Here is a 19929-nt window from a genome sequence, read left to right on the forward strand (position 1 = left end):
GATGGGAACGCATTTCCCATGCGCGGAAGGCGCTTGAAACGGGAAGCGGTTTCCCATAGGTCTCCCGCCATGGCCAGTGTGGACGAGATCATCGAGCGCCTGGGCGGGCCCGACAGGGCAGCCCAGCTCACCGCCGTGGGAACCGAAGCCATCCGCAAGTGGCGGCAGGGGAAATCGATTCCCCCCCGGCACTGGCCGGTGATTCTCAAGGAAACCGGCCTCACCCTTGCCGACATGCCGGGTGGGGCAGCTCCTGAGCCTGCCAGCCCCGATGGCCGCCCTGCTGGCGCGACCGCGGCACTCGTGCTGGCCGATGGCGCTGTGTTGTGGGGCCGCGGCTTCGGCGCGCACGCCACCACGGTAGGCGAGGTGTGCTTCAACACCTCCATCACCGGCTACCAGGAGATCCTGACCGATCCGTCCTACGCCGGGCAGATCATCACCTTCACCTTCCCTCATATCGGCAATGTCGGCACGAACGCCGAGGACATCGAGACGACGACGCCCGCGGCACGCGGCCTCGTGGTGCGGGATGACCCGACCGAGGCGTCGAACTGGCGCAGCGATCGCAGCCTGCCGGCCTGGGCCGCGAGCCACGGCCTGCCCGGGCTTGCCGGCATCGACACGCGGCGGCTGACTCGGCGCATCCGCGACGCCGGCGCGCCGACGGGCGTTCTCGCCTTCCCCGCCGATGGCCGGTTCGACCTCGTGGCACTGGCCGAGCAGGCCCGCGCCTGGCCGGGGCTCGAGGGGATGGACCTCGCGAAGGAAGTCACCGCGAGGCAGAGCTACACGTGGGACGAGGCGATTTGGGCCTGGCCCGACGGCTACGCGCGGCAGGAGGCACCGCGGCTGCACGTGGTGGCGGTGGATTATGGCGCCAAGCGCAACATCCTCCGCTGCCTCGCCGCCGCCGGCTGCCGCGTCACGGTGGTTCCCGCCACGGCGACGGCGGAAGACATCCTCCGCCACCAGCCTGATGGGGTGTTCCTCTCAAACGGCCCCGGCGATCCGGCAGCGACGGGCGAATATGCCGTTCCAGCGATCCGCGGCGTGATGGAAACGGGCGTACCCGTGTTCGGCATCTGCCTCGGCCACCAGTTGCTCGCGCTGGCGCTCGGGGCCAAGACGCGGAAGCTCGAGCGTGGCCACCGCGGCGCCAACCACCCGGTGAAGGACCTGACCACGGGGCGCGTCGAGATCACCAGCCAGAACCACGGCTTCGCGGTGATCCCCGAGAGCCTGCCGGCGAACGTGTCGGTGACGCACACCTCGCTGTTCGACGGCACGAACGAGGGCATCGCTGCATCCGACCGGCCGGCCTTCTCGGTGCAGTACCACCCCGAGGCAAGCCCGGGCCCGACCGACAGCCATTACCTGTTCCAGCGCTTCGTGGAGATGATCGACCGCGCGAAGGCAGCGTGAGGGCGCGATGCCCGAATTCGCCGCGCTGATCACCTTCGCCGCCCTCTCCTTCGGCCTCGCGGTCACGCCGGGGCCGAACATGCTCTATCTCGTCTCGCGCTCTCTCGCGCAGGGCAACCGCGCTGGCATGGTGTCGCTCGCCGGATGCCAGGCGGGGTCGGCGATCATCATGTTCGGCGCGGCAGCGGGCGTGACGGCGGCGCTGCTCGCCGTCCCCTATGCCTATGACACGATGCGGCTCGGTGGTGCGGCCTACCTGATGTGGCTCGCCTGGCAATCCGTCCGCCCTGGCGGGCAAGCGCTGTTCTCGCCACGCCCGATGCCGAAGGAGCGTGACGCCAAGCTCTTCACCATCGGCATGGCGACGGCGGCGCTGAACCCCAAGGTTGCGCTCTTCTACGTCGCGGTGCTGCCGCCCTTCATGAACCCGGATGCCGGCAACCTGTTCCTCCAGGCCATCGTTCTTGGGTCGATCCAGATCATCGTCTGCACCATCTTCGATGCCTTCCTCGTCTCCGGCGCGGGCGGGGTGGCAAAGTTCCTGAACGCGCGGCCGATGTGGATGGCAGCCCAACGCTGGGTGCTCGGGGCGGCGCTGGCGCTCATCGCGGTGAAGCTCGCAACCGATACGCGACAATAACGGGAGGATCACCATGGCATTGTTCGATCTCACGGGGCGCACCGCGCTCGTCACCGGCGGCAATGGCGGCATCGGCCTCGGCATGGCCAAGGGGCTGGCCGAGGCCGGCGCCAACGTCATGGTGTCTGGCAGGAACGCCGCGAAGAACGCCGCCGCCGCAGCGGCGCTCGGGGGCAACGCCGCCTCGGTCGCTGCCGACGTGACGGTCGCGGCCGAGGTCGAGGCGATGGTGAAGGCCACCGTCGATCGCTTCGGCGGCATCGACATCCTCGTGATCAACGCAGGCACCAACATCCGCAAGCCAGCGCACGAGGCGACGTTCGAGGAGTGGCACGCCGTCATCTCCGCCAACCTCGACAGCGCCTTCCTCACCGCCAAGGCTGCGTACCCTGCGCTGAAGGCATCCGGCCGCGGCAAGGTGATCACCACCGGCTCGATGACCACGCTGTTCGGTGCCGCCTTCGCACCCGCCTACAGCGCGTCCAAGGGCGGCATCGTGCAGTTCACCCGCTCGATCGCCGCTGCGTGGGCGGCCGACAACATCCAGTGCAACGCCATCCTGCCCGGCTGGATCGACACCGACCTGACGCGCCAGGCGCGCATCGACGTGCCTGGGCTGAACGAGAAGGTTCTCGCCCGCACGCCGGCAGGCCGCTGGGGGTCGGGTGAGGACTTCGCCGGCATCGCCGTGTTCCTCGCCTCATCCGCTTCCGACTTCGTGACCGGCACGGCCATCCCGGTCGATGGCGGCTATTCCTCGACCATCTGAAACGAGACCATCACGATGCCAAAGCGCACCGACATCGCCTCGATCCTGATCATCGGTGCCGGACCGATCGTCATCGGCCAGGCCTGCGAGTTCGACTATTCCGGCGCTCAGGCCTGCAAGGCGCTGAAGGCCGAGGGTTATCGCGTCATCCTCGTGAACTCCAACCCCGCCACGATCATGACCGATCCGGGGCTGGCCGATGCAACCTATATCGAGCCGATCACGCCGGAGATGGTCGAGAAGATCATCGCCAAGGAACGGCCCGATGCGTTGCTGCCCACCATGGGCGGGCAGACTGCACTCAACACCGCGATGAAGCTCGACGACATGGGCGTTCTCGCCCGCTACAACGTCGAGCTCATCGGGGCCAAGCGCGACGCGATCGAGAAGGCGGAGGATCGCCTCAAGTTCCGCGACGCAATGGCCGCGATCGGCATCCAGAGCCCGAAGAGTGCGATCGCGCACACGCTGGACGAGGCGCGCGCGGCACTTGCCCTCGTCGGGCTTCCCGCCGTCATCCGCCCCTCCTTCACGCTCGGCGGCACGGGCGGCGGCATCGCCTACAACCGCGAGGAATTCGAGACGATCGTCACGGGCGGGCTCGACGCCTCGCCCACCACCGAGGTGCTCATCGAGGAGAGCGTGCTCGGCTGGAAGGAATACGAGATGGAGGTCGTGCGCGACCGCGCCGACAACTGCATCATCATCTGCTCGATCGAGAACCTCGACCCGATGGGGGTTCACACCGGCGACAGCGTGACGATCGCGCCCGCGCTGACGCTGACCGACAAGGAATACCAGCGGATGCGCGATGCCTCGATCGCGTGCCTGCGCGAGATCGGAGTCGATACCGGCGGGTCGAACGTGCAGTTCGCGATCAACCCCGCCGATGGGCGGATGACCATCATCGAGATGAACCCGCGCGTCAGCCGCTCCTCCGCTCTCGCCTCGAAGGCCACCGGCTTTCCCATTGCCAAGGTCGCCGCCAAGCTTGCAGTCGGCTACACGCTCGATGAGCTCGCCAACGACATCACCCGCGTGACGCCCGCGAGCTTCGAGCCGACCATCGACTACGTCGTGGTGAAGATGCCGCGCTTCACCTTCGAGAAGTTCCCCGGCACGCCCGCGCTGCTCACCACCTCCATGAAGTCGGTCGGCGAGGCGATGGCGATCGGCCGCACCTTCGCCGAGGCCCTGCAGAAGGGACTGCGCAGCCTCGAGACAGGCTTCACCGGCCTCGACGAGGTGGCGGAGCTCGAGGGCGCCGGCAAGGGTGCGGTTCTCGCCGCCCTCTCGACGCCGAAGCCTGACCGGGTGCTCGTGGTCGCCCAGGCCTTCCGCGAGGGGCTGACGGTGGAGGAGATCCACGAGGCCTGCCGGTTCGACCCGTGGTTCCTGCGCGAGATCGAGGCGATCGTGCAGGCGGAGGACATGGTGCGCGCCGCAGGCCTGCCGCGCGAGGCCGGCGCGCTCACCCGCCTGAAGGCGCTCGGCTTCTCCGATCGCAGGCTCGCCACCATCGCGGGCGTGAAGGAGGCCGAGGTCACTGCCCTTCGCACGCGGCTCGGCGTTCACCCGGTGTACAAGCGCATCGACACCTGTGCGGCCGAGTTCGCCTCCGAGACGCCCTACATGTACTCGACCTACGAGGGTAACGGGATCGAGCCCGCCGAGTGCGAGTCAGACCCGACCGACCGGAAGAAGGTAGTGATCCTCGGCGGCGGGCCGAACCGCATCGGCCAGGGCATCGAGTTCGACTATTGCTGCGTCCACGCGGCCTATGCGCTGAAGGAAGCAGGGTTCGAGACCATCATGGTCAATTGCAACCCCGAAACGGTCTCGACCGACTACGACACCTCCGACCGCCTCTACTTCGAACCGCTGACGGCGGAGGACGTGATCGCGCTGGTGCGCCGCGAGCAGCAGAACGGCGAGGTGCTCGGCTGCATCGTGCAGTATGGCGGGCAGACGCCGCTCAGGCTGAGCCAGGCGCTGACCGAGGCTGGCATCCCGCTGCTCGGCACCTCGGCGGATGCGATCGACGTGGCGGAGGATCGCGAGCGGTTCCAGGAGTTGCTGAAGAAGCTCGGCCTTCGCCAGCCCGAGAACGGCACGGCGCGGAGTGCCGACGAGGCGGAGGCGATCGCCGAGCGCATCGGCTACCCCGTGGTGATCCGCCCGTCCTACGTGCTCGGCGGCCGCGCGATGGAAATCGTGCACGATCGATCGCAGCTGCACCGCTACATGCGCGAGGCGGTGCGCGTGTCGGGCGACAACCCCGTGCTGATCGATCGCTACCTCAATGACGCGATCGAGGTGGATGTCGACTGCATCGCCGACGGCGAGACGGTCTATGTCGCGGGCGTGATGGAGCATATCGAGGAGGCCGGCATCCACTCGGGGGACAGCGCGTGTTCGCTGCCGCCCTACTCGCTCGCCCCCTCGCTCGTCGCCGAGCTTCGCGCGGAGACCGAGGCGCTGGCCAAGGCGCTCAAGGTCGTCGGGCTGATGAACGTGCAGTACGCGATCAAGGACAGCGACATCTACGTTCTCGAGGTGAACCCCCGCGCCTCGCGCACCGTGCCCTTCGTGGCGAAGGCGACGGGCGTTCCCGTGGCCAAGATCGGCGCCCGCGTGATGGCCGGCGCGCGCCTCTCCGACTTCCGGCTCGATGACGACGCGGTGAGCCGCCACGTCGCGGTGAAGGAGAGCGTGTTCCCCTTCGCGCGCTTTCCGAATGTCGATGTGCTGCTTGGCCCCGAAATGAAGTCGACAGGCGAGGTGATGGGCCTTGATGCCTCGTTCGAGCGGGCCTTCGCGAAAAGCCAGCTTGGTGCGGGCGTGAAGTTGCCGCTCACCGGCACCGCCTTCATCAGCGTGAAGGATGGCGACAAGGGTGCGGCGGTGTCTCTCGCCCGCCGGCTTGCCGACATGGGGTTCTCGGTCACGGCCACGCGGGGCACGGCAGCAGCGATCCGCGAGGCAGGCCTGCCTGTCGCTGTCGTGAACAAGGTGCTCGAAGGGCGGCCGCACTGCGTCGATGCGATCAAGTCCGGCGCGTTCCAGCTTGTGATCAACACATCGAGCGGCGGACAGAGCGTTTCGGACAGCTTCGACATCCGCCGCAGCGCCTTGACACACAACGTTCCACACTACACCACCCTGGCGGGTGCGCGGGCCGCCGTGCACGCAATCACGGCGTTGAAGGCGGGCACCCTTGAAGTAGCCCCGTTGCAGTCGTATTTTCGGGGTTCGTTCTAGGCGCGTCGTGCCGCTGGGCAGGCCAAGGAGCAGGCTCTGCCCTGGGCACGTCGCTTCGTCTCCGGCCGCGCGGGCGTCCCCAAGGCACCAAGCGGTGCTGGGCACTTCCCTTGCGCCGGGGTCCATAAATGAACCGAGGAAGCCTGTCGTGCAGAAGTTCCCGATGACCGCAGAAGGCCTGATCAGGCTCGAGGACGAGCTTCGCCAGCTCAAGTCCGTCGAGCGCCCGGCCGTCATCCGCGCGATCGCGGAAGCGCGCTCGCACGGCGACCTCTCGGAAAACGCCGAGTACCACGCCGCGCGCGAGCGACAGTCCTTCATCGAGGGCCGGGTGGGCGAGCTCGAGACCATCATCTCGGCCGCCGAGGTGATCGACATCTCCAAGCTCTCGGGCAGCCATGTGGCGTTCGGCGCCAAGGTGACGCTGATCGACGAGGACACCGAGGAGGAGAAGACCTACCAGATCGTCGGCGCCCATGAGGCCGACATCACCAAGGGCCTTCTCTCGATCTCGAGCCCCGTCGCGCGTGCCATCCTCGGCAAGAAGAAGGGTGACGTGGTCGAGGTCGCCGCCCCGGGCGGGTCGAAGCAGTACGAGATCGCCCAGGTCGCCTTCGGCTGAGATGGGAACGACGGCCGCAGACGTCGCGGCCGCCGCCGCCCGCATCGCCGGGCAGATTGTCCGCACCCCGCTGGTTGCCGCGCACGGGCTGTCACGACGCCTCGGCACCGAGATCTTCCTCAAGCTTGAGACCCTGCACCGTACCGGCAGCTTCAAGGAACGCGGCGCGCTGAACCGGCTGCTCGCACTCAGCGACGATGAGCGGGCGCGCGGCGTCATCACGATGTCGGCAGGCAACCACGCACAGGCCGTCGCGTACCACGCCGCACGACTAGGCATCGCAGCCACCGTCGTGATGCCGCGCTTCACCCCCAACGCCAAGGTGGGGCGTACCGCCTCGCACGGGGCCACGGTGGTGCTCGAGGGCGAGACTCTGGGCGACTCCGCTGCCCATGCGCGAACCCTTGCCGCCGCCCAAGGCCTGACGATCATCCACCCCTATGACGACGATCTCGTGATCGCGGGACAGGGCACGGCGGCGCTCGAAATGCTGGCCGACGAACCCGGGCTGGACACGCTCGTCATCCCCGTCGGCGGCGGCGGGCTGATCGCGGGCTGCGCGCTGGTCGCACGCGCGCTGAGGCCCGGGATGAAGGTGATCGGCGTCGAGGTTGCCGGCTGGACGTCAGCCGCGCAGCGACTTGCCGGCGACGCGGTGCACACAGGCGGGGCGACGATAGCCGAAGGCATCGCCGTGAACGATGTGGGTGAGCGGCCCTACACCATCATCCGCGACCTGGTCGACGAGGTTCTCGTGGTACCCGAAGCCGCAGTCGAGACCGCGATCGTGCTGCTGGCGGAGGAGGCGAAGCTCGTCGCCGAGGGGGCAGGTGCCGCGGGGATCGCGGCGATCCTTCACCATCCGGATCGTTTCGTGGGCAGGCGGATCGGGGTCATCCTCTGCGGCGGCAACGTGGATGTGCGCATCCTCGCCAACGTTCTTCTGCGCGGGCTCGCGCGCGATGGGCGGATGCTCCGCCTCGCCATCGACATCGCCGACCGGCCTGGCGTTCTCGCCGATGTCGCCGGCCGCATCGCGCAGGCCGGCGGCAACATCATCGAGGTGGCGCACCAGCGCCTGTTCGCCGCCGAAAGCGTGAAGGCGGCCGAGCTCGACCTCGTGGTCGAGGCGCGCGACAGGGCGCATGGCCAGGCGATCCTCGCAGCACTCGCGGGTGCCGCATTCACCGTGAAGATGCTCCCGCCCGGCGGCTGAAGCGCGCGCGATGCCCTTCGGGCATCACTCCATGTGCCAGCCGTGGCTCGCGATCAGGCTCTGCCCGGTCAGCGCGGCGTTGGGGTAGGCGGCGAAGAACAGCGTCACGTCGGCGATATCGTCGACCGTCGTGAACTCCCCGTCGGCGGTGTCCTTCAGCATCACCTTCCTCACCACCTCGTCCTCTGAGATGCCGAGCGTGGCGGCCTGTTCGGGGATCTGCTTCCGCACCAGCTGGGTCAGCACGAAGCCCGGGGCGACGAGGTTCGCCGTCACGCCCTTCGGCGCCCCCTCGCGCGCGACGGCGCGCGTCAGGCCGAGCAGCCCGTGCTTGGCGGTGATGTAGGGCGCCTTCAGCAGCGAGGCGGTCTTGGAGTGGACAGAGCCCATGTAGATGATCCGCCCATGCTTCTGGCTGTACATGTGCGGGATGGCCGCGCGCGTCAGCAGGAACGCGCCGTCGAGATGGATCGCGAGCATGCGCTTCCACTCCGCGAAGCTGAACTCCTCGACAGGGTGGACGATCTGGATCCCGGCATTGCTGACGGCGATGTCGAGCCGGCCCCAGGCCTCGACCACCTGCGCGACGCCGCCATTCACCGCTGCCTCGTCCGCCACGTCCATCGCGACCGCGATCGCGGTGCCACCCTTGGCGGTGATCGCGGCTGCGGCTTCCTCCGCTGCGCCGATCGCGACATCGGCGATGGCGACCTTCGCCCCTTCGGCGGCGAAGCGCTCGGCGATCGCGCGGCCGATCCCGCTCGCGGCCCCGGTGACGATGGCAGTGCGGTTCTCGAGGCGCATGGGCAGCGGGTCCTTCTCGTGCTCGGCCTGAACTCGGCCGACCGCGTCTACACCAGCGCGGCACCGCCCGTCAGCCTTCGCGCGGCGACCACGCTGCGTGACGTCACCCGCGTGCGTCACCCGAGTGCGATGGGAACGCCTGCCTCGTCCTTGCCGGTGCGGATGGTCTGCAGCGTCTGCACGCGGGTGACGTTCTGTGCTCCCGTCAATCGCCGCGTCAGCTCGTTCTCATGCGCGGTATCGCGCGCCACGAGCTTCAGCATGAAGTCGCCGCCGCCGCGGATCATGTGGCACTCGCGCACCTCGGCCCAGGCGCTGACCATCGCCTCGAACGCGTCGAGCACCGTCTGGCGCTGGCTGTCGAGGCCGACAAGGGCGAAGAACATCACGTCATAGCCGAGATGGGCGGGCTCGGTGTCGGCATGGTATCCGCGAATGATTCCGGCCTCCTCGAGCCGGCGGACGCGCCTGAGGCAGGGCGGGGCGGAGATGCCCGCCCGCTTGGCGAGCTCGACATTCGTCATCCGCCCATCGGCCTGGAGCTCGGCGAGGATTCGCCGATCGATGGCATCGAGCACCGGTGCTTCCCCGGTGGTTTTCCGCATGTGCGCAATCCCGAAACGACTTGCCGCCTGTTCGCGCAAGAATATTGCATGCGGCGCCGCATCGCGAAAGGGTCAGGCCCGACAAACGCACTCGGCGGATGCTGTGCCTTGCCTGCGCACCGCGCTGGGCAATATCCTGGCCATGCAGGAAGGGCATGGATGACATGGCGGAGCAGATCACCACGCCGGTGCTGATCATCGGCGCCGGGCCGGCAGGCTACACGGCGGCGATTTACGCCGCACGTGCCGCCCTATCCCCCGTGCTCGTCGCCGGGCTGCAACCTGGCGGGCAGCTGACAATCACTACCGATGTCGAGAACTATCCCGGCTTCGCCGACGTCATCCAGGGCCCCTGGCTCATGGAGCAGATGCGCAAGCAGGCGGAGCATGTCGGCACCACTGTGGTGGAGGACATCATCACGGCGGTCGACTTCTCCCGCCGCCCGTTCCGCGCGACGGGCGATTCGGGAACCGCCTGGTTCGCCGAGACGGTGATCATCGCCACGGGAGCGCAGGCACGCTGGCTCGGCCTCGAGAGCGAGAAGCGCCTCTCGGGTGCGGGCGTGTCGGCCTGCGCGACGTGCGACGGGTTCTTCTTCCGCGGGCGCGAGGTGGTGGTCGTCGGCGGCGGAAACTCGGCGGTGGAGGAGGCGCTCTACCTCGCCAACCTCGCCTCGAAGGTGACGCTGGTCCACCGGCGCGACAGCCTGCGGGCGGAAAAGATCCTGCAGGCGCGGCTGTTCGCCCACCCCAAGGTCAATGTTCTGTGGAACAAGGTGGTCGAGGAAATCATCGGTGAGGGCACGCCGCCTGCCGTCATCGGCGTGCGAATGACGGATACGGTTAACGGGGTGGAGAGTACGCTCGCGACCGAGGGCGTGTTCGTCGCCATTGGCCACACCCCGACGACGGGGCTGTTCAAGGGCCAGGTCGCGATGGACGGTGACGGCTACATCGTCACAACGCCGGGCAGCACGCGCACCTCGGTGCCCGGCGTGTTCGCGGCGGGCGATGTGCAGGACAAGGTCTTCCGCCAGGCGGTGACGGCGGCGGGCACCGGCTGCATGGCCGCGTTGGAGGCCGAGAAGTTCCTCGCCATGCACCACGGCGCGGCAGCGCTGGCGGCAGAGTAGGCGAGAAAGCGTCACGGTGGTGGCCAAGGGGCAAGCCCTGGGCACGCCACCGGCAGGGAGGCTGGTCGACGGATGAATGCCGCACACGTGGCATCCTATCCCGCGCGGCGCGGCCCGATCGGGAGTTAAGAATGGACTGGGACAAGTTGCGGGTCTTCCACGCCGTGGCGGAGGCAGGAAGCTTCACCCATGCGGGTGAGACGCTGAACCTCTCGCAGTCGGCCGTCAGCCGCCAGATCTCGGCGCTCGAGGAGGCGCTGGCGGTACCGCTGTTCCACCGCCACGCGCGCGGCCTGATCCTGACCGAGCAGGGCGAGACGCTGAACCGCACCGTGCGCGAGGTCTTCGCCAAGCTCGCGATGACCGAGACGCTGCTGACCGAGAGCAAGGAGAAGCCGACCGGCAAGCTCAAGGTCACGACGACCGTCGCCTTCGGCTCGACTTGGCTTGCCCCGCGGCTCAAGGACTTCCTCGACCACTACCCCGAGATCACGCTGTCGGTCGTGCTCGACGATGCCGAGCTCGACCTCGCGATGCGCGAGGCCGATGTCGCGATCCGCATGCACCCGCCGCGACAGCCGGACCTCGTGCAGCGCCACCTGCTGACGATCTCGTGGGTCATCTTCGCCTCGGCCGAGTATCTCGCCGCCCACGGCACGCCCGAGCGGGTGGAGGATCTCGCCGATCACCGGATCGTGCTCTACGGCGACTATCGCCCGCCGGTGCCCGACATCAACTGGCTCGCCGAGGCAGGGCGGCGTGCAGGCGTATCGCGCAAGCCGGCGCTCGAGATGAACTCGATCTTCGGCATGCTGCGGGCGGTGAAAAGCGGCCTCGGCATCGCGGCGCTGCCCGACTACATGATCGAGGAGACGGCCGATCTCGTGCGCATCCTGCCCGACGTGAAGGCGCCGCGGGTCGATGCCTATTTCGTCTACCCGGAGGAGCTCAGGAACTCCAAGCGTGTGGCCGTTTTCCGCGACTTCCTGCTGGCGCGCCTCGCCGACAAGGGCTGACAGGCGGGAAGCGGCGGGGCCCGGTTGGGCCGTTGCCCCCCGCCTGGCTAAACGGCGACGTGCCGGTAGGCTGCGTCAGCCCCTGAAGGCCGCCGCCGGCAAGGCGCCCTGCAGAGCGGCCCGCTGCCGCACCACGGCGCCTAGGCCGAGGAGCGCGATGCCGAACAGCAGCAGTGCCGCCGGCTCGGGCACAGACACGGGCTGGTCGGAGATCGTGATGTCGCTCGCCGCCACCTCGCCGTTGTCGCCCACCTCGCCGATGTAGAGGTAGAGGGGCGACGAGATCGCAAGCGGCGCGACAAGGTTGATGGAGAGGACGCCACCGTCCCCGAGGCTCACGAAGCCCGCGGCACCGGGTATGGCCGTGGTTGAGTTGCCATCGAACAGGTTGAGCGTGGCGACCGCGTTGTTCACCTGGCCGCCGGAGGTTCCGAACAGGGCAGGGTCCGCCGGCGGGCGCTGGGTTCCAGCGGTCAGGATCGAGTTCGCGAAGTCGAGCGCCACGGCGGGCGCCAGGAGCCCGACCTGTGATGCATCGCTGATGAAGACCGTCGAGATCACCAGGGCGTCGAGGTCGAAGCCGCTGAACTGGCTGCCGGAGCCGCCCACGCCGCTGTTGCTGTCGCGGATCGTGATCGAGGCGATCTGGCCGACGCCGAGGCCGGAGAGATCGGCCCTGAAGACGCCGGTCTGGGCAGGGCTGCCGCCCGTCAAGCCGGTGATCTGGGTGAACGTTACCGGTGCCGCGTCGGCCTGCGTTGTACCGAAGGCGAAGGCGGCAACAAGGGCCGCGGCCCCTGCAAGCCGCCGCACGAGCAGCGGCGTCGTGATCCTGTCTGTCATGGCATCCCTCCTGTTGTTCTGGGCCGTCCTGGCGTCGTCACTGGCACGATTGGATGCGCCAGTTTTTGACAGAGCAATTTCCGTGCCGCCTTGGCAACGACCCTGAAATGACAGGCAGAACAATGGCTTGCCAGGGCCCTGCCGGCCCGTCGGATGCCGCATACCCGTGAGTGTCAAGAGTTCCGACAGGTGTCGTCATGCCCGGCGACAAGCCCACCCACCGGCGCGGCTCGCCTGGCTGGCCCAGCGAACAATTTCATCCGCCTAAGGATTGCTTCGCGAGGAAACGAAAGCGGATATTGCTCTAGAAGGGCTGAGGTGCTGCCGAGGTGCCGTTGGAGAAGGAGCAGACGCGATGCCGGCCTATCTGATCGCCAATGTCCGTGTGAAGGACGCAGCGAAATTCGAGGAATACCGGGCGCTGGTGCCGGCCGTGATCGCAGCGCATGGCGGCCGCTATCTCGTCCGCGGCGGCGCGATGACGCCGAAGGAAGGCACGCCACCGCATCGCGTGGTGATCCTGGAGTTCCCGACCATGGACGCAGCGCAGCAATTCTATGACTCGGATGACTATGCGCCGCTGCTGAAGCTTCGTCTCGAGGCTGCCGACAGTGACGTAACGCTCGTCGACGGCGTGGCACCTCCGGCCTGAGTGGGACGGCACGCGGGCGCCGATGATTGCACTCGGCGCTACAGCCAGATTGAAATCACACTGAAAACAACGCCCTGGATGAAAGCCTTGTGAGCGCCATGCGGCTCCCGCATGGCCGTGTTGGCCATTTCGCGCTGCAACACGCGGGTTGGCAGCCCATATGATTTGCATAGAGAGTGCGCTGTAGCACACACGAATTCTGTGCAACCGGTTATTCGTTTCTGTGTTGACCAGTTATCGGCTTCGGCCGACCCAGTTCCGGCGCTTTGCCGGAAATCGGGGTCTTCGGACCCCATCGTCTCCCAGACGTGAAGCCTCCCTGTATCACTTGGCCCCGGTGGAAACACCGGGGCCCTCTTTCTTGCGGCCCCCGACCCTGGATCATCCGCCCGCACCATGGCCTCATGCGCCGTCCATCGGGGACGCTCGAACGGGGAGGCATGGATGCGGGTCGCTGCGGTACAAATGACGAGTGGCGCTGACGTGGCGGAAAACAGGGCCCGCGCGTGCCGTGAGATCGCCTCGGCGGCCACCCTGCACCGCGCCGACCTGGTCGTTCTGCCGGAGTTCTTCAACACACTCTATTTCGCGCAATACCAGGACAAGGCGCAGTTCGCGCTTGCCGAGCCAGAGGACGGGCCGACGCTGGCCGCCGTGCGCGAAGAGGCGAGGCGGCACAAGGTCGCGGTCATCGCCACGCTCTACGAGATGGCGGCCCCTGGCCTCTACTTCGACACGGCGTTCCATATCGACCCTGCCGGCGAGATCGTCTTCCGCTATCGCAAGGTGCATCCCGCTGCGGTGCTGAGCCTCGAGAAGCTCTATTTCCGCTACGGCGCACGGTTCGACACCTACCGGGTGGGCGAATGGCAGCTCGGCATCGGCATCTGCTACGACATGGCCTTCCCCGAGACGGCGCGCTCGCTTGCCATCAACGGGGCGGAGCTGCTGATCGCCCCCTACGCGACGTCGCGCACCGCGATGTTCCAGGAGGTGCTGCGCACCCGCGCCTTCGAGAACGGAAGCTTCCTGGTCGCTGCGAACAAGGTCGGCCGCGAGGGTGACTGGACCTTCGGCGGCCAGAGCCTGATCGTCGACCCGACAGGCACCGTGCTGGCCACGGCCGATGCCAGGGAACAGACGATCATCGCGGCCGATCTCGCACGCGAGGCCGTGGTCCGCGCGCGCATCGACTTCCCGACGCGGCGCGACAGGCGGCCAGAGCTCTACGGCGCGATCACCGCCGAGGTGCCGAACCGCTGAACCTTCCGCCACCGGCCCCTGTTGTCATTCCACCGCCGTTCCCGTCTGATGGCGGTGGAACGATCAACGGTGGAGAGGGTTCGATGCATCTCTGGCATGGCATCTGCGCAGGCGTGCTTCTCGCGACAGCGGCGACGACCCAGGTCGCCGCCCAGACCGCCCCGGCACCCGCGCCGCTCGCAAGCGCGCTCGACGGCACCTTCGCCCCGCATGCGATGCCGAAGCTCGGCGGCGGCATCGAGGGGTTCAACGTGGATCTGGCCGAGGAGATCGGCCGTCGCCTCGGCCGCCCGGTGACGATCGACGCGCTCGGCTTCGCGGGCCTCATCCCCGCGCTCAATGCCGGGCGCTTCGACTTCCTCGCCGCCCCCACGACCGTCACGGCGCAGCGGTCGGAGAACCTGCTGTTCAGCGAACCCTATCTCGACACCAACATGCAATTCGTCGTGCTTCGCGGAGCGACGCTCACAGCGCTCGAGCAGTTGCGCGGGCAGACCCTCTCGGTGAACAAGGGTTCCCTCTACGACACCTGGGCGCAGCAGAACGCGCAGCGCTACGGCTTCCGCGTCAACGCCTTCGACACGCAGTCCGACGCGATCCAGGACGTGATCGCACGCCGCTCCTTCGCAAATCTCGCCGGGAACACGGCGCTTGCGTTCGCGGTGCGGCGGCTGCCGGCCCTGCAGCTCGGCCTCGAGCTCGAGACGGGGCAGTACTGGTCGATCCCGGTCCGCCGCGACAACCGCGCGCTGCGCGACGACATCGACTGGGCGATCGAGTGCATGAAGCGCGACGGCGTGATCGCGCGCATCTACGAGAAGTGGTTCGGCATCGCACCGCGGCCGGGCACGGCGTCGGTCACGGTGTTCGCCGGTCGCGGCACGCCCGGGTTCGATGGCTACGATGCCACGCCGCAGACACGGCCCTGCACCTGACGGACGGGCTCCGCCCCCCCGTCGCGCGCCAGCAGCGCGCGGCCGGGGGCGGCCAGCGTCACCGCGCTGCCGGCGACCGTGACGAGGCCTGCGTCGAGCGAATCCTCCCAGACCGACAGGCGTGGGCAGGAGCTTCGCCAGGCCTCCATTGTCTCGGCATGGCTGCGCCCGTCCTCGCCGATCCAGGCGAGGAACTGCAGCATCAGCAGCGCGTGGGGATCATGTGAGATTTCGTGCATCGTCCGGCCCTCCGCGAGCCGTCACCTGGGTTCGCTGGCCTGATGCTACGACACGCGCATTTCGCGCGTGTTTCACCGGGGGAGGATCGTCGTGTTCGAAGGGTTCAGCCTGGCCGATGTCGGGCTCGAGACGGGCGTCACGCTCCGCGTCCGCAGCGGCGGGTCTGGCCCGCCGCTGCTGATGCTCCACGGCAACCCGCAGACGCATGCGATGTGGCATCGCGTGGCACCACGCCTCGCCGAGCGCTTCACCGTCATCTGCCCTGACCTTCGCGGCTACGGCGGCTCATCCAAGCCTTCTGCCTCCGCCGACCACGCGGCCTACGCCAAGCGGGCGATGGCAGCCGACATGGTGGCCCTGATGCGCAGCCTCGGGCATGACCGCTTCCTGCTCGCCGGCCACGACCGCGGCGGGCGCGTGGCCCACCGCCTCTGCCTCGATCACCCGGAGGCGGTGGAGAAGGCCGCGCTGCTCGACATCATCCCGACGCTGGAGCATTTCGAGCGCACCGACATGGAATTCGCCATGGGCTACTATCACTGGTTCTTCCTGGCCCAGCCCGCGCCCTTCCCCGAGACGATGATCGCGGCCGACCCGCGCTTCTGGCTGCTCAGCCACAGCGGCAAGCACGGCGTGCCGCCCGATTTCTTCTCCCCCGAGGCGCTGGCCGACTATCTCGCCGCCCTCGACCACCCCGGCACGATCACCGCGATCTGCGAGGACTATCGCGCAGCGGCCACGATCGACCTGGTGCATGACCGCGAGAGCCGTGCAGCGGGCACGCGAATCACTGCCCCGCTCGCCGTGCTATGGGGATCAAAGGGCCGCGTCGGCGGCTGGTACGATGTGCCCGCGATCTGGCAGGGCTACGCGACCGACCTCCGCCTCGCCGAGGCGGTGCCATCAGGCCACTACCTGGCCGAGGAGGCACCGGAGGCGGTGCTGGACGCGTTCACCCGCTTCTTCGGGTGACGCCCGAAGGCATCCCCTACTCGATGCGCTTCCACCAGTAGCCTTCGTCGACCGGCTCTCCCGTCGGGCGGATCGCGTAGCCGGGAATGACGCCCACGAAGGCCCAGCCGAGGGACCGCACGATCGTCTCCGCCGGCCCGCCGGGCCAGGTGCGGAGGACAAGGATGCGCCTTCCATGCGCGAGCGCCGCCTGGTCGATCCGCGCCATCAGCTCGCGTCCCACGCCACGGCGGCGGAACTCGGGGTGGACGAGCAGCTGCCGCACCTCGGCGCGGTGCGTCTGGTTCTCCGGCACGTCGAGGTCGAGCTGCAGGCACCCGCCGATCTCGCCATCCACCCAGGAGGCGAGGATCACGCGCTTGGCGGCCGCGACCTCGGAGCCGCGCTCGCGCCAGAAGGCGCGCGCCTTCTCGATCGGCAGCGGTGCCAGGAACCCGACGACGGCACCATCGTCGACGCACGCCTTCAGCACCTCGGCGAGCCTGCGCTCGGCCGAGACGGCGGCGGCGGGGTCGAGCACCTCGACGACCGTCCCGGTGATCGGCTTGGCGTAGCGGAACTCGAGCGAGCGGGAGCGGTCATCGAGCACGCGGATGGAGCCGGCGCGGACGTAGGAGTTCTTCTCATAGAACTTATGCGCCGCCTCGAAGCGCGTATCGGTCCAGAGCACCATGCGCTTGGCTCCCGCCGCGCGCGCATGCCCCTCGGCCTTCCGCAGCAGTTCGTTCGCCAGCCCCGTGCCGCGGTGGCTCTGCGCGACGTACATGCGCGAGATCTCCCACGCCTGGTCGTGGTTGAGCGGCACGGCGGCGATCATGCCGACGACAGCGCCCGAGACCTCGGCCGCCCAGAGCGCGCCGCCGCGGCCAGCGACGTGGGTGGCAAGCGCGCGAAGCTCCGGCGCCTCGTTGTCGACGTCGAGCACGCAGCCCGGATACTCGCCCCAGCACGCGCCGATGAGCGAGATGAAGCCGGCCGCGTCACTGTCGCGGCCGGGCCGGATCACCCCGGCGGTCGTCATGTCAAGCAAGGGAGCCGCAGAAGGCCTGGATGCGGCGACAGGCCTCGCGCAGCTGCTCGGTGCCGGTGGCGTAGGAGACGCGGAAATACGGGCTCATTCCGTATGCCCCGCCATGCACTGCCGCGACATGCTGTTCCTCCAATAATGCCATGACGAAATCGAAATCCGTGTCGATGCGCCTGCCGCCGGCGGACGTCTTGCCGAGGCATCCGGCGATGTTCGGATAGACGTAGAATGCCCCCTCGGGGCGGTGGCAGACAACGCCCTTCGCCTTGTTGAGCTCCACGACCACGAGCTCGCGGCGGGCGAGGTAGAGTGCTGCGCGCTCCTTCACCACATCCTGCGGCCCGTCGAGGGCGGCAACCGTCGCTGCCTGCGCGACCGTGCAGACGCCGCTGGTGAGCTGGCCCTGCATGTTGACCATGGCCTTGAGGAGCGCCTTCGGCCCGCCGCAGAAGCCGACGCGCCAGCCCGTCATCGCGTAGGTCTTCGACGCGCCGTTGACGGTCAGCACACGGTCCTTCAGGTCGGGGCAGACCTGGGCGAGGGTCGCGAAGGCGAAGTCGCCGTAGACCATGTGCTCGTACATGTCGTCCGACATCACCCACACATGCGGGTGCTTGGCGAGCACCGCGCCGATCCCGCGTATTTCATCGGCCGAGAGCGCGGCACCCGAGGGGTTGTTCGGGCTGTTGAGCACCAGCCATTTGGTGCGCGGGGTGATGGCGGCGTCGAGGTCCTCGGCGCGCAGCTTGAAGCCGTTGTTCTGCGGGCATGGCACGAACACGGGCTTGCCGCCGGCGAGCCTCGCCTGGTCGGCATAGCTGATCCAGTAGGGTGACGGAATCACCACCTCGTCGCCCTCGTCGATCGTCGCGAGAAAGGCGTTGATGATGATCTGCTTGCCGCCATTGGCGACCATGATCTCGTCGAGCGCGTAGTCGAGCCCGTTGTCGCGCTTGAACTTGCGCTGGATCGCGGCCTTCAGCGCGGGCGTGCCGTCCTGCGGCGGGTAGTGGGTGTCGCCCGCGAGGGCAGCGGCGTGCGCCGCCTCGACCGCATGCGTGGGCGTGTCGAAATCAGGCTCGCCCACGGCAAGGCTGATCACCGTATGCCCGGCCGCGGCGAGCGCGCGCGCCTTCGCGGTCATGGTGACCGAGGCGGCGATCTCGACGTCCTTGAGGCGTGCTGCGAGGGCGGGCGCGGTTGCGGCCATGATCGCTCGTTCTCCACACATGTCGATGCGCGGCCGACACGCGGCCGACGCGAGGGATGCGACTAACGCAGGCCTTCGCAGAAACGCTTGATCCGTGCACAGGCCTCGCGGAGGCTCTCGGTGTCGGTGGCGTAGCTGATGCGGAAATGGCCGGGTGCGACGAAGGCCGAGCCATGCACCGCGGCAACGCCCTCCTCCTCGAGCAGGGCGACGACGAAATCCTCGTCCGTCTCGATGCGCGCACCGCCGGCCGATGTCTTGCCGAGGCAGCCATGGATGCCCGCGAACACGTAGAACGCGCCTTCGGGCTTGCGGCAGATGATGCCGGGGCAGGCGTTCAGCGCGTCGACCACCAGGTCGCGCCGGGCCTTGTAGGCCTCGACCATGACCTTGATCGTGTCCTGCTGGCCGGTCAGCGCCTCGACGGCAGCGGCCTGGCTGACCGAGGAGGTCGAGGAGGTGGACTGGCTCTGCAGCTTGTCCATCGCCTTGATCAGCGCCTTCGGGCCACCGGCGAAGCCGATGCGCCAGCCGGTCATGGCATAGCCCTTGGAGCAGCCGTTCATCGTCAAGGTGCGGTCCTTCAACCGCGGCTCGACGCCGACGATCGTGGCGGGCTTGAACCCGTCATAGGCGAGGTGCTCGTAGATGTCGTCGGTGAAGATCCACACGTGCGGATGGCGCAGCAGCACGTCGGTGATGGCCTTCAGCTCCTCCGCCGAATAGGCCGCACCGGTCGGGTTGCAGGGGTTGTTCAGGATGAACCACTTGGTCTTCGGCGTGATCGCCGCCTCGAGGTCCTCGGCGCGCAGCTTGAAGCCGTTGTTCTGCGGGCAGGGCACGAAGACCGGCTTGCCCTCGGCAAGCTGCACGATGTCGGGGTAGCTGACCCAGCACGGGGTCGGGATGATCGCCTCGTCGCCCGCGTCCATCGTGGCCAGCATGGCGTTGAAGATCACCTGCTTGCCGCCGGTCGAGACGATGATCTCGTCCGGGGCGTAGTCGAGCCCGTTGTCGCGCTTGAACTTGAGGCTCACCGCCTCGCGCAGCGCCTTGGTGCCGGCGACATCGGTGTACTTCGTGTCACCCTTCTCGATCGCGGCGATGGCGGCGCGCTTGATGTTGTCGGGCGTGTCGAAATCGGGCTCGCCGGCGGAGAGGCTGATGATGTTCCGCCCCGTGGCCTGGAGTGCGCGCGCCTTCTGGCTGATCGCGATGGTCTGCGATGGGCTGATGCGGTCAAGCCGCTCGGCTGTCAGGGACATGTTTCTTCTCCGCGCAGCGCCCCGGCGCTGC

The 19929-nt window shown here is 68.2% G+C and carries 19 protein-coding genes; 12 read left to right on the forward strand and 7 right to left on the reverse strand.

Annotation, left to right across the window (positions count from 1 at the left end; genetic code table 11):
- Positions 1-69 precede the first annotated feature (69 nt).
- The 6 genes from carA to Q0C38_RS03560 all read left to right on the forward strand — a co-directional run bounded on the left by carA (position 70) and on the right by Q0C38_RS03560 (position 7933).
- Positions 70-1425: a glutamine-hydrolyzing carbamoyl-phosphate synthase small subunit gene (gene carA / locus Q0C38_RS03535; protein WP_291295679.1), complete on the forward strand. Its 1356-nt coding sequence runs from the start codon at positions 70-72 to the stop codon at positions 1423-1425.
- 7 nt (positions 1426-1432) lie between these two features.
- Positions 1433-2065, forward strand: coding sequence for a LysE family translocator (locus Q0C38_RS03540; protein ID WP_291295680.1), 633 nt, complete (start codon positions 1433-1435; stop codon positions 2063-2065).
- Positions 2066-2078: 13 nt separating this feature from the next.
- Entirely contained in the window at positions 2079-2834 is a 756-nt protein-coding gene (locus tag Q0C38_RS03545) for an SDR family NAD(P)-dependent oxidoreductase (RefSeq protein WP_291295681.1), read from the forward strand.
- A 15-nt stretch (positions 2835-2849) separates the two neighbouring features.
- Entirely contained in the window at positions 2850-6095 is a 3246-nt protein-coding gene (carB, locus tag Q0C38_RS03550) for a carbamoyl-phosphate synthase large subunit (protein WP_291295682.1), read from the forward strand.
- Between the two features lie 148 nt (positions 6096-6243).
- On the forward strand, positions 6244-6717 hold the full coding sequence (gene greA, locus Q0C38_RS03555) for a transcription elongation factor GreA (RefSeq protein ID WP_291295683.1): 474 nt from the start codon (positions 6244-6246) through the stop codon (positions 6715-6717).
- Position 6718: 1 nt separating this feature from the next.
- Positions 6719-7933: a threonine ammonia-lyase gene (locus Q0C38_RS03560; protein ID WP_291295684.1), complete on the forward strand. Its 1215-nt coding sequence runs from the start codon at positions 6719-6721 to the stop codon at positions 7931-7933.
- A 24-nt stretch (positions 7934-7957) separates the two neighbouring features.
- Here the strand turns inward: Q0C38_RS03560 and Q0C38_RS03565 are convergent, their stop codons facing one another.
- On the reverse strand, positions 7958-8737 hold the full coding sequence (locus Q0C38_RS03565; protein ID WP_291295685.1) for a 3-hydroxybutyrate dehydrogenase: 780 nt from the start codon (positions 8735-8737) through the stop codon (positions 7958-7960).
- A 116-nt stretch (positions 8738-8853) separates the two neighbouring features.
- Entirely contained in the window at positions 8854-9342 is a 489-nt protein-coding gene (locus Q0C38_RS03570; protein ID WP_291295686.1) for an Lrp/AsnC family transcriptional regulator, read from the reverse strand.
- A 164-nt stretch (positions 9343-9506) separates the two neighbouring features.
- Here Q0C38_RS03570 and trxB point away from each other — a divergent pair, with 164 nt between their 5' ends.
- Both trxB and Q0C38_RS03580 read left to right on the forward strand, forming a co-directional pair.
- Positions 9507-10475 (forward strand): thioredoxin-disulfide reductase, encoded by a 969-nt coding sequence (gene trxB / locus Q0C38_RS03575; RefSeq protein WP_291295941.1) that lies wholly within the window; start codon positions 9507-9509, stop codon positions 10473-10475.
- Between the two features lie 131 nt (positions 10476-10606).
- A complete protein-coding gene (locus Q0C38_RS03580; RefSeq protein WP_291295687.1) occupies positions 10607-11491 on the forward strand; it encodes a LysR family transcriptional regulator in 885 nt (294 codons plus the stop codon).
- Positions 11492-11566: 75 nt separating this feature from the next.
- Here the strand turns inward: Q0C38_RS03580 and Q0C38_RS03585 are convergent, their stop codons facing one another.
- A complete protein-coding gene (locus Q0C38_RS03585) occupies positions 11567-12334 on the reverse strand; it encodes a PEP-CTERM sorting domain-containing protein (RefSeq protein WP_291295688.1) in 768 nt (255 codons plus the stop codon).
- Positions 12335-12689: 355 nt separating this feature from the next.
- Here Q0C38_RS03585 and Q0C38_RS03590 point away from each other — a divergent pair, with 355 nt between their 5' ends.
- The 3 genes from Q0C38_RS03590 to Q0C38_RS03600 all read left to right on the forward strand — a co-directional run bounded on the left by Q0C38_RS03590 (position 12690) and on the right by Q0C38_RS03600 (position 15184).
- The gene (locus Q0C38_RS03590; RefSeq protein WP_291295689.1) at positions 12690-12986 is read left to right on the forward strand and encodes a DUF1330 domain-containing protein; all 297 of its coding nucleotides are present in this window, start codon (positions 12690-12692) and stop codon (positions 12984-12986) included.
- Positions 12987-13430: 444 nt separating this feature from the next.
- Positions 13431-14249 carry a carbon-nitrogen hydrolase family protein gene (locus Q0C38_RS03595; protein WP_291295690.1) on the forward strand — a complete coding sequence of 273 codons (819 nt, stop codon included), beginning with the start codon at positions 13431-13433 and terminating at the stop codon, positions 14247-14249.
- Between the two features lie 83 nt (positions 14250-14332).
- A complete protein-coding gene (locus tag Q0C38_RS03600) occupies positions 14333-15184 on the forward strand; it encodes a transporter substrate-binding domain-containing protein (protein ID WP_291295691.1) in 852 nt (283 codons plus the stop codon).
- On the opposite strand, the gene Q0C38_RS03605 is transcribed toward Q0C38_RS03600, so the two are convergent.
- Entirely contained in the window at positions 15148-15423 is a 276-nt protein-coding gene (locus Q0C38_RS03605; protein WP_291295692.1) for a hypothetical protein, read from the reverse strand. The two genes, Q0C38_RS03600 and Q0C38_RS03605, sit on opposite strands and share 37 nt — an antisense overlap.
- 91 nt (positions 15424-15514) lie before the next feature.
- Between Q0C38_RS03605 and Q0C38_RS03610 the strand changes: the two genes are divergently transcribed.
- Positions 15515-16396 carry an alpha/beta fold hydrolase gene (locus Q0C38_RS03610; RefSeq protein ID WP_291295693.1) on the forward strand — a complete coding sequence of 294 codons (882 nt, stop codon included), beginning with the start codon at positions 15515-15517 and terminating at the stop codon, positions 16394-16396.
- Between the two features lie 16 nt (positions 16397-16412).
- Here Q0C38_RS03610 and Q0C38_RS03615 read toward each other — a convergent pair whose 3' ends face one another.
- The 3 genes from Q0C38_RS03615 to Q0C38_RS03625 all read right to left on the reverse strand — a co-directional run bounded on the left by Q0C38_RS03615 (position 16413) and on the right by Q0C38_RS03625 (position 19898).
- On the reverse strand, positions 16413-17417 hold the full coding sequence (locus Q0C38_RS03615) for a GNAT family N-acetyltransferase (protein ID WP_291295694.1): 1005 nt from the start codon (positions 17415-17417) through the stop codon (positions 16413-16415).
- Position 17418: 1 nt separating this feature from the next.
- Positions 17419-18633, reverse strand: a complete 1215-nt coding sequence (locus tag Q0C38_RS03620) for a pyridoxal phosphate-dependent aminotransferase (RefSeq protein ID WP_291295695.1) — start codon at positions 18631-18633, stop codon at positions 17419-17421.
- Between the two features lie 62 nt (positions 18634-18695).
- On the reverse strand, positions 18696-19898 hold the full coding sequence (locus Q0C38_RS03625; protein WP_291295696.1) for a pyridoxal phosphate-dependent aminotransferase: 1203 nt from the start codon (positions 19896-19898) through the stop codon (positions 18696-18698).
- Positions 19899-19929: the final 31 nt, after the last annotated feature.

It is taken from the genome of Elioraea sp., from assembly GCF_022842375.1.
Taxonomy (GTDB): Bacteria; Pseudomonadota; Alphaproteobacteria; order Acetobacterales; family Acetobacteraceae; genus Elioraea_A.

Coding starts and splice junctions, on each gene's coding strand:
- Q0C38_RS03605 (WP_291295692.1), bottom strand. CDS start 15,423: ATGCACGAAATCTCACATGATCCCCACGCGCTGCTGATGCTGCAGTTC.
- Q0C38_RS03565 (WP_291295685.1), bottom strand. CDS start 8,737: ATGCGCCTCGAGAACCGCACTGCCATCGTCACCGGGGCCGCGAGCGGG.
- Q0C38_RS03545 (WP_291295681.1), top strand. CDS start 2,079: ATGGCATTGTTCGATCTCACGGGGCGCACCGCGCTCGTCACCGGCGGC.
- Q0C38_RS03570 (WP_291295686.1), bottom strand. CDS start 9,342: ATGCGGAAAACCACCGGGGAAGCACCGGTGCTCGATGCCATCGATCGG.
- Q0C38_RS03615 (WP_291295694.1), bottom strand. CDS start 17,417: ATGACGACCGCCGGGGTGATCCGGCCCGGCCGCGACAGTGACGCGGCC.
- Q0C38_RS03585 (WP_291295688.1), bottom strand. CDS start 12,334: ATGACAGACAGGATCACGACGCCGCTGCTCGTGCGGCGGCTTGCAGGG.
- Q0C38_RS03560 (WP_291295684.1), top strand. CDS start 6,719: ATGGGAACGACGGCCGCAGACGTCGCGGCCGCCGCCGCCCGCATCGCC.
- trxB (WP_291295941.1), top strand. CDS start 9,507: ATGGCGGAGCAGATCACCACGCCGGTGCTGATCATCGGCGCCGGGCCG.
- Q0C38_RS03620 (WP_291295695.1), bottom strand. CDS start 18,633: ATGGCCGCAACCGCGCCCGCCCTCGCAGCACGCCTCAAGGACGTCGAG.
- Q0C38_RS03540 (WP_291295680.1), top strand. CDS start 1,433: ATGCCCGAATTCGCCGCGCTGATCACCTTCGCCGCCCTCTCCTTCGGC.
- Q0C38_RS03595 (WP_291295690.1), top strand. CDS start 13,431: ATGCGGGTCGCTGCGGTACAAATGACGAGTGGCGCTGACGTGGCGGAA.
- Q0C38_RS03625 (WP_291295696.1), bottom strand. CDS start 19,898: ATGTCCCTGACAGCCGAGCGGCTTGACCGCATCAGCCCATCGCAGACC.
- Q0C38_RS03590 (WP_291295689.1), top strand. CDS start 12,690: ATGCCGGCCTATCTGATCGCCAATGTCCGTGTGAAGGACGCAGCGAAA.
- Q0C38_RS03580 (WP_291295687.1), top strand. CDS start 10,607: ATGGACTGGGACAAGTTGCGGGTCTTCCACGCCGTGGCGGAGGCAGGA.
- Q0C38_RS03600 (WP_291295691.1), top strand. CDS start 14,333: ATGCATCTCTGGCATGGCATCTGCGCAGGCGTGCTTCTCGCGACAGCG.
- carA (WP_291295679.1), top strand. CDS start 70: ATGGCCAGTGTGGACGAGATCATCGAGCGCCTGGGCGGGCCCGACAGG.
- carB (WP_291295682.1), top strand. CDS start 2,850: ATGCCAAAGCGCACCGACATCGCCTCGATCCTGATCATCGGTGCCGGA.